Here is a 13,007-nt window from a genome sequence, read left to right on the forward strand (position 1 = left end):
AGATTTCAGAGCCTAACCATGCGGTTTTTCTCAAATATCCTCTCTATTTTCCTTCTCCTTCCCGCATTTCTAGCTCTCTTAGGACCACACACCGTCTTATCAGAGGAGCAAGTGCCTTTCCAATTACCGTCTCCAAGTCAGTTACAACGGCTAAAGACTGCTGTACTCGATACATCACGGGGTAGAATCGTATTTGAGCTGTATCCGGAAAAAGCCCCCTGGCATGTTGCAAACTTCAAATATCTTGCAGATAAAAATTTCTACGACGGAATTCAATTTCACATCCATCAGGATGGCAAGATAATACAAGGAGGCACCCCAGATCCGAAAGATCCTGATGCTGGCCCTGGTTATAGCCTTCCTCCTGAATTCAATGGTCTTCCCCATAAGCGTGGCACCCTTGGCATGGCGCGCAAACCTGATCTCTTAAATCCATACCGCAGCTCACACGGTAGTCAGTTTCACATTCTCCTAACAGATGCCAGTAAAATGGACGGTTCATTTACCGTCTTTGGGCAAATTATTGAGGGTCTTGATATTGCCGATTCCTTGGGCAAGGGAGATACCATTCACTCGCTGATTGTATATTTAAAGCCGTAGCATCACTGTCTGTGCTGTTAATGCACCATGCAACACTGTCAACGCACCGACCACAATTTCGTGGATAAAATCTACTAAAACTTGCTCGCTAATTTCCAAGAATCACAGAAGAAAATGCATGTTTACAAAACTGAGACATTCTTTTGCTTATTCCTTCATCGAAAGAAACAGCCATTAGGTCTGGTTTATCATTTCGTCTATAAGTCGAAATGATTCAGGTTTTAGCTGGCATCATTCCCTTGGAATGGTGCCACATTCTCTTTTTTCTCTTGTTTGTTCTTCGTTGTTTTAGCTGTTTTCTGCATTTGCTGAAGCTTCTTGGCTTCATGCAAACGATGAGATTCGTCCGACAACAGTGCTGACGTCTTCATCATGTTTTTTCAAGAGGAGAATATTATGGCTTCCCTAGATAACGATGCCGCATTTGATCTCACCAACGAGACATTAAAAGCCTGGAAGGCTCCCCAAACTCCAGTTTCAGCTCCGTTTGATCCCGAGAGCTCCACTTTGCGGGCGCAACACTTCTGTCCAGATAATGTACTGAAGAATATTCAGACCGCGATCGACCGCGATCGTTATAGAAAACAAATTATTCCGCTTCTTAAAAAGGTAAAAGCACAAGATGCACTAACGATATCTGAAGCAAGAGGAATCACCGAGATACCGCTTCAACACACGAGCACCAAAGAGCGAGCGACTCTCCTTCATGGACTCATACAGGGAGAGGCATCTCCCGCACATATTGAGTCAATAACTTACCTTCTTGCTCATGATGGCTTTACTACTCGATTCTCTCCAGCAGAGGGGAAGCTCTTTTTTTCAACCTTATGTGAGCATGGAATAGAGACTCTCAGTGGGCTCATTTCTCTCGCACCAGTACCTGAATGTAGAGAACTCCTATTTGAGGCTTGGTTACATAAACGACTCTCCGATCTTTTTGAGACTCTCTCACACGAAAAACAGGGTCTCATTCAGTTCAGACAAGAATCTTCTCTTCGAGAGAAGCTTGAAACGGTGAGTTATGTTACGCCCGAACAACGGATGGACTTCATTCGTGAGATTCTTTCACTCGATATATCAACAGATATATATCAGTCATTTATTACGGATAAACTTGATAATATTTTTCACAAGCTCAATATCACCGAACGAAGCGCCATCTTGTCGGAACAACTCATGTCCGATACTCGGATAGGCGTATTTGAAATTCTTCGTTCTGCAACTTCTCTTGACGAGATTCGTATCCTGATCTCAGAGGCAGGTATTGAGCGACTTACTGCTCTGGAAAGTTCATCGGTAAATGAACTCCTCGCTACCTCAATATTTCTCGGAGAAGTTCGGGCAATTGACTTTCAGATTACAGTCAAAGATTTCACTGAACAATCATTATCTCTTGCTCATAAGGAACTGAGAGATAAATTTCTAGAGGTGCCCAAACTGGTCTCGAATTATCCAGCCTTTAAAAATAGCAACGTGGCCCGTCAGCTGCAAATAGCCGCGGTAGACGGACTCATTGAACTGGATGAGGCCATCAGCAGTACCCAAAAAGACAGAGACCGTATGTTAGAAGTATTAGAAAGACATTCTCGAATGGCACAGATTGAATTTTACTACGGTGTCGACCTCTCAACTCGTAACTCTATTTTGAACCTAAACCGAGACCTCCATGACGATGTTTGCACACTACAAGACTTCGGAGTTATCCCACCCTCAGAGAAAGACGGCTCAACGCCTGAACTAATAAGTGAACGGACGGACTACTGGCAAATCACACATATCGAACAAGTCGAAAGAGTCCTGCAATCAATTCCAGAGGGCGATATTCTCTTCAGCCCCTTACTGAGTAGAATTGAGCTTGTGGCTTCTTTAGGTCCTGGGGTTTTGGGAGCACGATATCCAGACGGGGTAATTCAGATTGCAGACCTTGCACTAAATCATAAGGGCATTGCTGAAGCATACGAAAACATAGAATCTCTCCTGATAGTCCTTGCCCATGAGCTTGGACATGGCTTGCAAATCGGAGAAGGAGGATCTCAGATTCACTTTCCAGGCAATGATCATGATCCAACATTTGGTCAAGGTGAGAGCGTATATGACTTTGATGAGTGGCTGAATCTCTCTGGATGGAGGGTATATCGACGCGAACAATATAAACCTGGCCAAAACGGAAACACGATCATACTCGATGGCGAGGAACTCTCTCTCAATAAGCCTGTTGAATATAATGGAGAAACCATCATTCTTTCTTATGATCGGTGGCGCAATATTCTGCAATCGTACAGAGCAGATAGCGAATTCAGTAATCGCTGGTATGCAAAGATGAGCCCTTGGGAGGATTTTGCTGAGGCATTTTCCGAATATATCTTTTTGCCAGATCGACTGCTACGAGATGCTCCTGAGAAATTTCTTCATCTTGAGTTAGAATTTAAAAAGTATGAAGACAATCAAGAATTACAGCGGAGATTGAGAACGGCTCTCGCCCAAAATCCAGATCTCACTCTAAAGTAATTAAAACTCTGGAGCCTCAAGATAAGAGCTCGTTTCATCGAAGTTTGCCAGAAGCTCTGGTTCATTACCGCGTTGAAAATAATCAAAAATTGCTCCTTGAGTCTTAATCGGCACAATTTGACCTGTCTTTTGATCTACCCATTTGCCAATCACTCCAGGCGGTGGAGAGAAGTCTTCCGCCTGTATTGGCTCTGGAGGGATATACTCAATTCCTAACTCCTCTGCTTCTCGTCGACGTGCACTTTGCAACTGTTGATACTGGTTTTTCTCCTCTCGTTGTAGAAACTCTTTCATGAATGATAACCAAATTGGAGAGGATACGGTGCCACCAGTTTGCTTCTCTCCAAGAGTACGCTTCAAATCAAAGCCAACCCAGATTCCACAGACCCAATTCGGTGTATAACCGATATACCAAGCATCCATCAGGTCGTTGGATGTGCCTGTCTTCCCTGCCGATGGACGCCCGAGCTCACGAATTCGCCACCCACTCCCCCTTTCAACAACTCCCTTCATGAGATTTGCCATCAGGAATGCCGACTCCTCTGATATAACTCTCTTCGCCCCATCAAGTTGTCTTTCTGTTGCGGAGTATAAAGTTGTTCCATCGCGGTCAATGATTCGACTGATCAGCACCGTAGGCATCAATACCCCTCGATTAGCGAAAACTCCATAGGCCCGTGACATCTCAAGCAAGGTTACTTCACTGCTCCCGAGTGACAAGGACAGGTTTGTTCCCAGAGGGCTGTCTATACCAAGTTTTTTCGCATAATAAATAGCCCATTCAACTCCGATTCGCGAAATAATATCGGCGGAAACGAGATTTCTTGATTTTGCAAGCGCCGTTCGTAGGGTAATCGGTCCAAGAAATGAGTCATCGAAATTTCCTGGATTCCAATACTGATCACCAACTTTAAATGTCCGCGGTTCATCGTCGACTATTGTCGAACCGCTATATCCAAACTGATCAATCGCAGCGAGGTACACAACAGGTTTGAAGGCTGAACCTGGCTGTCTGTATGACTGGGTCACTCGATTGTATTGATTCTTTTGAAAATCATATCCTCCAATTAGCGTACGAATCTCACCAGAGGAGGGATCGAGTAAGACGAGCGCCCCCTGAATCTCAGGTATTTGGTTAATCATAAAGATATTTTTCTGCGCCGAATCGCTCTCTTTTTTGACCAATGAGACCGTTAGAACATCTCCGACCTTAATATGCTCAGCGAGCTCAATTTTTTCGGTCTCCTCATCATTTACGTAAAGACGTCTCGCCCATGACGATGCTTTAAACGAGACATGCCCCTCACTTCCGTCAGGAAGGAGGATTTTTGCTCTCGCTGGAGTAACTTCAAGTACCAATGCAGGATGTTTGCTCTCAGAGCTCCAAACTTCTAACGGTGGAGCAGCGTAGGTCGTAAGAAATGAAGTGACTGCCTCTTCCTCAATGGAGTCTATCGGTCCGCGCCAGCCTTTTCGCCTATCCACAACTTCAATTCCTCGATTGAGTGAGAGTTGCGCCATATCCGTTACTTCAGTGTCTACCGTTGTCTCAATGCGGTATCCTCCAGTATCTGGCGTAAGATGGGGGAATAGCTCCCTGAATTGGCGCCTTACCTCTGTTACAAAGTATGGAGCGCCAAATATGGTATTCAGGCGAACTCGATAGAACTCAAGCTCCTCTGCTTTAGCCGCCTTCTCTTCTGCTGCCGTGATAAATCCCGATTCAACCATTTGTCCCAACACATAGTGTTGTCTTCGTATAGCCTCTGTCCGATTTGAAAGAGGAGAATAGCGTGACGGAGCCTTTGGAAGTCCCGCTAGAATAGCCCCCTCAGCAATTGAGAGGTCTTCAACACTCTTATGAAAGTATGCTTGGGCAGCTGCTTGAATCCCGTACGAACGATTACCAAAGAAAATTTGATTGAGATAGATCTGTAATATCTCTTCTTTCGTCAGCCGTTGCTCAAGACGATATGAAAGTATCGCCTCCTTCAACTTTCTTGTCAGCTTTTTCTGCGAACTCAGCAAGAGATTCTTTACTACCTGCTGGGTTATAGTCGACCCTCCCTGACGAGCACTGCCAGATTGTATGTTTTTTACAGCAGCTCGAAGGATGCTCACGACATCAATGCCTGGATGCGAGTAAAATGTAGCATCCTCAGCTGCTACAAAAGCGTTTCGCACATGCTCTGGAACTTTTTCTATTGAGACTGGATACCGACGATTATCTGGATCAAAAAACTCCCCTATCAGCTCCCCGTTCCGATCATATACTTGGCTGACAGCTGGGGGTCGATAGTCTTCCACCCTGTCAAGTCTCGGAAGATCTCGCGTAATATAGAAATAACCCCAAACAGCAACAAACGCTCCACCCAAGATGGCAAGAAGCATTAATATTGAGAACGTATAGAAAAGCTTTCTCATCATAAGAATCGCGATACACTCATTTGAGGAACATTTCCTTCGAGATATTCCTCATCATACGCGGAAGCTCCTCGAGAGGAAACAGTGCTCGAGAATATCCAGGTTGAGCATAATACACGTGATTATCTGGGTTTGAGGCTTGCATGATGCGAATAAGCTCACTTCTACTTGTGCCATCCCTGTTCTGATACTCAAGAATAATTTGAAAATGTGGAGTCAGCTCCAATTGAGATGCACGTTTGCCCGAATATTGTAAGCCAACGATGCCCCTTAGCAATTCATCCACAAATGGAGTATCTGCTGGCCGACCATTCAGGCTCCAACCGTCTCCGTCTCGCATAAAGTCAAGGGGCTGGCCATCTGAGAGAACAATACTGCATTTTCGAATGAAGGAAGCGCTCGCGATATCCCGCAATACCCTCCGCTCTATCATTTCTGGCTTCTGAGCATTCAGCGCTTGTACAAAACTCTCCGATACCAGAAAAAAATACGGTGGCTTCACTGCTGACAGAGCCTCAGTCTCCTCAAAGAGATAGTAAGATTGAACAAGTGGATTATAACCGCCAATCCGAAACCGACGCTGCTCTCCTGAACTCGATCCAACATGAATCATATATTGAGATGCTTCGTGCTCCCTCTCTTGACCGTTGGAGCTTATCTCCTCTAACGGATATTGCCGCGTAGCTTTTAATCCTTGAGAGAATCTCTGTAACCATTCAGATGATATTGGGAATTCGGGTAACTGTTTGAGATGAGGACATGGCTCTTGCTCATCGCACTCCCAGATGAGCTTCCATCGTTCTTTGCCTGACAATTCTAGGAAAGAAACAAATGTCATCTTGCCTACTACAGGAATGTTTGAATTATCCCTGGTACCCTGAAAAGAGAGCCAGATACCAAGAGAGATGAGAGTCAGAGAAAGATAAATAAATTTCATTGCTCGCGATTATTCCACAAAAAAAGTATTAATGATTATCGTGAAGCAGAGCCAGACGGTAATCGCGTAATCGCTAAACGTCGACGCCTCCAAAGAAGCACCACACCCCACAGCATGAGGCCTTCCGTAGCAAGAATAAAAAGAAGAAGGATTACATCGATGGTTTCACGATCTACAAAGGAACGTACGGAAGCTTCTCTTGGGACCGCATATATCCTCTCTTCCTCAATAATTCCACCTCCCCAGAGTACAGCTCCTCTCATCAGTTCTCGATTATATGCTCGATCGAGAAACTGATTCGTCAACCATGAACCATCTCCATAGAGTTGTAATCTCGCTCCATTTTTCATCTTGAGAAATGCGCCGAACTCCAGCGCAGGGCCTGTCTTTCCTTCGGCCCCATTCGTTTTATACCGAAGCAAACTGTTTCGTTCTACCAATCGAGGACTCAACGCACCGTTCATAGCGATAGGATATGCTCTTGAAAAAAAGACTGAAGCTTCTCCCTGCAAAAACGACGTAATGGGATGTCGCGGATAGAGGCGAATAGAGAGATCCGCGCTAAATTGCCGCTCGCCTCCTTGAGTTTGGAGGACCCTTACAGCAGCACTCGGAAGAATCTCAATCCCCTCACGCCGAAAAATGGTGGGAACATGATCTCCTCCCTCAAATGTACCGAGGACATTTGCTCCCCGTTCAACAAAGTCTTGCAGATGACCTTCTTCATCCGCACTGAATGACTTCTGTGGAGTGAGTAAAAGGATCAGGGACTCCTCTAGATCCGCTGATACTTCTTCTGAAATCACAAGGGGAGAAAGTTGTGCTCCTTCTGATTCTAGAAGCTGAGCTAATCGAGACCCTCCGTCTGGCGCAGAACTCTGCATGTCAAGTTCTCCGTGCCCAACCGAAAAGAATACTCTTAATGGTTTCTGATCGTTCATGCGAGCGATACCGAGCGAAATAGTCTTCTCCGTAATCTCCGAAAGACGAATCGGCTCATATCCCTCACGAGTAATCACAACTCGAGTTCCTGAAGTAATTCCAAGTTTTTCTATTAATTCAAAATCGTAAACAGCATGTATCGACTTCACCGACAGTAAAGTCGATTCTCGACTGAATCGCTTTAGAATACGAGACTCGGCTTTCAGCTGACTTGTTTCTCCAATCTCTACTTGAAAGAGCGTAATCGGAGCTTTGAGTTCAGCCAAAAGTCGCTTGCTACCACCTGAGAGAGAGTATTGAGCTCCTTCAGAAAAGTCAGATTCGAAGGGAACATACCGAGCAAGTAGGACTCCTAAAACGAAAAGAGCTGACAGTCTCAGAACAAACGGCAAATACATAGGACGAGAGAATGCGCGTTTTTGAATTCTTGTCATTCTTTTTGTAAGTCTGATGAAGAAATACGCCAATATGACCGCGACGGAAACACCTAGATGAAAAACTCCAAGAAAATACGCAGCCCCATAAGAGTCATTATCTATTGCTATAAAAAGGATTCCCGCTAGAAAAAGAATTGTTCCTAGATTAAGAAGATATGCTCGCTGTGTCATATTCATCTCCAACTACGCCCACTCTCTGATTTTATGCTTCAGGAAGCTTGCAATATTGAGAAAGCATAGGGTGCCTACCAGAAAATAGACGAGCTGGTTTAACGAGCAATACCCCTTAAAAAGCATCTCTGTATACATCACCGGCGAGAGGAGTTCGAGTAGCACGCCGATATTTCCTCCCACTTGGTATGCGAGCGCTGGCAAAAAATAGAGCATAAAGAGAGTCGTGCAGTGGACAAGTGTTAGTGATACGGGAGAAGGGATCAGATGTGTGCCTGCTAGGCCAATGGAGAGATACAAAGCGGATACGAGTATAAGACCAATGAATCCGGCCGCGGCTGCAGAAAGAGGAGTCGATGATAGAAAAGAAAGCACGAAAACTGGAAGAACTCCGATAAGAAGAAGCACTGATATCGTCAGCAGCGCCGCACAGAAGCGACTATATACGAGCTCTGAGGTTCGAACCGGCAAAGTAAAAAGAAAGGTAGTGGCTCTTGTTTCTTGTTCTTCGCTCTGCATCCGGAGAAGAAGAATGGGAACGAGAAACACGAGAAGAAAACCCACGGTTTCAAGGTATGGTTCAATCACCATATCACGAATTGATGGTAAATCGGACTCCGACAGGAAGCCAGCCTGATACTGCTCAACTCGCTGAAGATATGAATTTGAATAGGCATGAAAAAAGTATGCAGATGTAAGAAGAAATGCAGAACCACAAATATACGCAGTCGATGTGCGCCACCACAAAGATATATCTTTCCAAAAAAGCATAGTCATCGATTTCTTCCTGATAGACTTTTTAAACCGACCTTCTCAGAGATGCTTTCAGATAGGGCAAAATGATCCTCAACGAGCTGTCTATCTTCTAATGAAGATAGCTCCTGATCCACGACGAGCTCTCCTTTGTCTAATATGAGAATACGGTTGCACAAGGATTGCACTTCACTCATCAAATGAGAACTTAATATCGTAATACGCTCCCTTGGAGATTGAGAGATCATATCTCGAAACTCCATCATCTGTCTTGGATCGAGTCCATTAAATGGCTCATCAAGAAGCAAGACTTTAGGCTCATGAAGCACAGCACCAAGGAACGCGGTTCGCTGTTGCTCTCCTTGTGACAGTTCGTGACAGAACGCATTACGAAATGAAGATAGACGGAGACGATCTAAATATTCTTCAATTCGACTGTTTCTTTCTCGGGCACTTAATCCGTCTACACGTGCATAGATGCGTGATATAAATTGAGCAAACTCGAGAACAGTAAAGCTCCCTGGAAAAAACGGGCGTTCTGGCTGATATCCAAACAAGTAGCGATATGCTCGAGGGTCTGCATCTCGACAAGTTCCATGACAAACGATCTTCCCCTGAGAGAACGCAAACTCTCCAGCCAGCCCCTTTAACAAAGTGCTTTTTCCAGCACCATTAAGCCCAACCAGACCAACCACATCACCAGCTTGAAGCGATGTGCTCATCTCTGATAGGGCGATAACGTCGCCATAATATTTCGTGATAGAGTCAATAGAGAGCATATCTCACTCGTAAAAGCATCTCAGAGTGCTTCGCTCATGTTCAACCACAAACGGAGCTTATAGCAAGCAATATTCGAATCAAGTACCAGCCCACTCTCAAGCTATGCGGAAAATCCTAATCAATAAGAACTTGATTGCCAGTTCCGTGTAATATGTCTACATTTTTTCATAGGTATTTGGACAATTTCGCTATGAATAAACAAGTGATGCTATCGCTCTCTTTGGTGCTTCTTCTCTCCTTACCAGCGTGCACAGGCTATTCTTCCTTTCGTCATGACCCATTTCGTGACAGTCTATCCACTCCAGCCCCAGAAACCTCGACAAAAACTCCCATCCTCTCTGATACCTCCTCAAGGACTGAGGTAAAATCCGAAACACGCATAAATATCGAAAGTCTTGGAGATTCCTCCAAGACCGTAAGTGGCATAGAAGTAATGTGGGAAATTCCAAATAAGGAGGTCGACGGATTTATCCTTCGATACGGATTTTCAAAGAACAACCTGTCAAAAGAGGTACATCTTAAAAGAACGGAACTAGAAACATATACCGATCAAGAGTTTGGAGAAGTTTTTCGCTATATCCTTCAAGATATTCCCTCTGCGCAGTCTATTTATCTGCAACTCGCAAATAAGATTGGGGATCAAGTTAGTCCCTTCTCAGAGGTTTTCGAACTCAAAGGAGAAAAAAAGGGGCCGAGTTGAACACCTTCAACTACAGCCCCGGCGAGCGAATGGAGGTTACGTTGGTCTTTCCATGCCCAGAGAGTAAACTCTCCGAACAATGAAAAGTTTTATAAGCCACCATGCAAAAGAAGCAATAAGCTTTTAGCGTGGTGCCTTCTCAGAGCGAATTCTAGCTCGCTCTGAGAAAGCACCTTCATCCGTGATGCTCTCTTGAAATGAATGGTCAACGCCTTGCCATTTCAACCAGCTCAACAGCCTCTTAAAGAAGTTATGATACGACCTCAGCAAGTGTGACTTACAAGAGCCCTTCCCGAGCAAAAATCTCGATTTCTTTGCATTTTTTTCGCAAGAGGCTCATGCTGAAGGCTACATGAGCGTAAGACGTACTCGAACCGAGAGTAAAAATATGAAAAGCGGTGTAGGAACTCAGATCAGAGCCCTCTTAGAGGAGCGAATTCTTCTCATGGATGGTGCCATGGGAACGAGCATTCAGGGCTTTCAACTGAAGGAAGAAGACTTCAGAGGTGACCAGTTCATACACCACCCAAAGCCGCTTCAAGGGAATAACGATATCATATCACTTACCCGTCCTGATCTCATAGAAGAGATTCATCGACAGTTCTTGCGTGCCGGAGCAGATATCATTGAGACAAATACGTTTAACTCGACAGATATCTCTCAAGCAGATTATGGAACGGAATCTCTGGTCTATGAACTCAATCGAGCTGCTGCTGATATTGCTTCGCGTGCTGCTAAGGATTTTTCGAGCAGGACACCGGATAAACCTCGATTTGTTGCCGGAGCCCTTGGACCAACAAATAAGACGTGCTCACTTTCCCCTGATGTAAACAACCCTGGTTTTCGGGCGACTAGCTTCTCTGAACTTAAAGATGCATATCGTGAACAGCTCAGGGGGCTCATTGATGGTGGCATTGATCTCGTGTTGATTGAGACCGTATTTGATACTCTCAACGCAAAAGCTGCCGTTATGGCAGTTCATGAAATGCGAAAAGAAACGGGCGAAGAACTCCCGTTGATGATTTCAGGCACTATCACTGACCAAAGTGGTCGTACCCTCTCTGGTCAAACACCAGAAGCATTCTGGACCTCTCTTTCACACGCAGACAATCTTATTGCTTTTGGTTTTAACTGTGCTTTAGGTGCTGCTCAGCTTCTTCCACACGTACAAGATATTGCGCGAACTCTTCCATGCCCGCTTGTTATTTACCCCAATGCCGGTCTTCCCAATGAGTTTGGTGAATATGACCAAACACCCGAACAGTTCGCCCGAGAGGTTGAAGAGTTTGTCTCGCAGGGGCTTATAAATATGGTCGGCGGATGTTGTGGAACTACGCCTCATCACATAGAAGCGCTCGCCTCGCTCATCGGACAACATCCACCCCGTAAACAACCTGAACCCAGACCTGGATTACATTTGAGTGGCCTTGAGCCTCTCTCTTTGAACTCACTCTCTAACTTCACCAATGTTGGTGAGAGGACAAACGTAACCGGCTCACGTCGATTTGCTCGTTTGATACAAGAAGAAGACTTTGAAGGGGCCCTCGCTGTTGCTCAAACACAAGTAGATGGTGGTGCACAAATTCTCGATATTAACCTTGATGAGGGGATGATCGACTCACGACGGATGATGATTGAGCTCGTAAATCTCATGTCTTCCGACCCCGAGATTGCACGACTCCCGTTTATGATTGACTCATCAAAATGGGAGGTACTAGAAGCGGGGCTTCAATGCCTCCAGGGAAAGGGGGTTGTTAACTCTATAAGTCTAAAAGAAGGGGAAGAAGCTTTTCTTAAACAAGCAGAACTCATCCGCAACTATGGTGCCGCAGTAATTGTTATGGCATTTGACGAGCGCGGCCAAGCAGACACACGGGAACGAAAGATAGAGATATGCCAAAGAGCATATACATTACTCACCGAACACATTGGCTTTCCCTCGCAAGATATTATCTTCGATCCCAATATTTTGACTGTTGCAACGGGAATCGATGAGCATAACAACTATGCCATTGATTTTATCGAAGCTACAAAGTGGATTAAACAAAATCTACCAAATGCAAAAGTCAGCGGAGGAATTAGTAATATCTCCTTCTCCTTTCGGGGGAATAATGTTGTACGAGAAGCAATGCATTCTGCTTTTCTCTATCATGCCATCCGAGCTGGGCTCGACATGGGAATTGTTAATGCTGGTCAACTCGCTGTCTATGAAGAGATTCCGTCAGAACTACTCCAAAAAGTGGAAGATGTGCTCCTCAACCGCTCACCGGCTGCAACTGAGGCATTGGTTACGTACGCTGAAACCGTGCGACAGAATCGAACCGAGCAAGAACAGACTCAACTTGAATGGAGAACTCTTCCCGTAGAGAAGCGACTCCAACATGCTCTCATAAAAGGAATCACAGACTATATTGAAGAGGATACTGAAGAGGCGCGTAAAATAATGGATGCTCCACTTCGCGTCATCGAAGGCCCATTAATGGATGGCATGAACATTGTGGGAGACCTCTTTGGTGAGGGAAAAATGTTTCTTCCTCAAGTCGTGAAGAGTGCTCGAGTTATGAAGAAGGCTGTTGCCTACCTACTTCCGTTTATGGAAGAGGAGCGCGCATCTTCGAATTCCCCCTCTTACAAGGGCAAAATCCTTATGGCAACGGTAAAGGGTGATGTCCATGATATCGGCAAAAATATCGTTGGCGTTGTGCTCGGCTGTAATAATTATGAGGTCATCGATCTTGGTGTGATGGTGCCGGCG

9 protein-coding genes are annotated in these 13,007 nt (G+C 45.0%); 4 read left to right on the top strand and 5 right to left on the bottom strand.

Annotated elements, in window-relative coordinates; genetic code table 11:
- The first annotated feature begins 18 nt into the window (after nt 1–18).
- Both EBR25_02355 and EBR25_02360 read left to right on the top strand, forming a co-directional pair.
- Complete coding sequence (locus tag EBR25_02355; GenBank protein NBW39824.1) at nt 19–600, top strand: peptidylprolyl isomerase; 582 nt, start codon at nt 19–21, stop codon at nt 598–600.
- 372 nt (nt 601–972) lie between these two features.
- Nucleotides 973–3,108, top strand: a complete 2,136-nt coding sequence (locus tag EBR25_02360) for a hypothetical protein (GenBank protein NBW39825.1) — start codon at nt 973–975, stop codon at nt 3,106–3,108.
- Here the strand turns inward: EBR25_02360 and EBR25_02365 are convergent, their stop codons facing one another.
- From EBR25_02365 to EBR25_02385, 5 genes are read right to left on the bottom strand one after another with little or no spacing between them, the layout of a single operon-like run.
- A complete protein-coding gene (locus tag EBR25_02365; GenBank protein NBW39826.1) occupies nt 3,109–5,535 on the bottom strand; it encodes a PBP1A family penicillin-binding protein in 2,427 nt (808 codons plus the stop codon).
- A 16-nt stretch (nt 5,536–5,551) separates the two neighbouring features.
- Nucleotides 5,552–6,469 carry a DUF4340 domain-containing protein gene (locus tag EBR25_02370; GenBank protein ID NBW39827.1) on the bottom strand — a complete coding sequence of 306 codons (918 nt, stop codon included), beginning with the start codon at nt 6,467–6,469 and terminating at the stop codon, nt 5,552–5,554.
- Between the two features lie 35 nt (nt 6,470–6,504).
- Entirely contained in the window at nt 6,505–8,031 is a 1,527-nt protein-coding gene (locus EBR25_02375) for a hypothetical protein (protein NBW39828.1), read from the bottom strand.
- Nucleotides 8,032–8,796, bottom strand: a complete 765-nt coding sequence (locus EBR25_02380; GenBank protein ID NBW39829.1) for a hypothetical protein — start codon at nt 8,794–8,796, stop codon at nt 8,032–8,034. It lies immediately after the preceding gene.
- Nucleotides 8,793–9,551, bottom strand: a complete 759-nt coding sequence (locus EBR25_02385) for an ABC transporter ATP-binding protein (protein NBW39830.1) — start codon at nt 9,549–9,551, stop codon at nt 8,793–8,795. The genes EBR25_02380 and EBR25_02385 overlap by 4 nt, the downstream gene beginning before the upstream one ends.
- Before the next feature lie 206 nt (nt 9,552–9,757).
- Between EBR25_02385 and EBR25_02390 the strand changes: the two genes are divergently transcribed.
- Nucleotides 9,758–10,252, top strand: coding sequence for a hypothetical protein (locus tag EBR25_02390; protein NBW39831.1), 495 nt, complete (start codon nt 9,758–9,760; stop codon nt 10,250–10,252).
- A gap of 388 nt (nt 10,253–10,640) precedes the next feature.
- On the top strand, nt 10,641–13,007 hold a 2,367-nt coding region (gene metH, locus EBR25_02395), incomplete at its 3' end, for a methionine synthase (protein NBW39832.1).

The organism is bacterium (assembly GCA_009926305.1).
In the GTDB taxonomy this organism is placed as follows: Bacteria; Bdellovibrionota_C; UBA2361; order UBA2361; family RFPC01; genus RFPC01.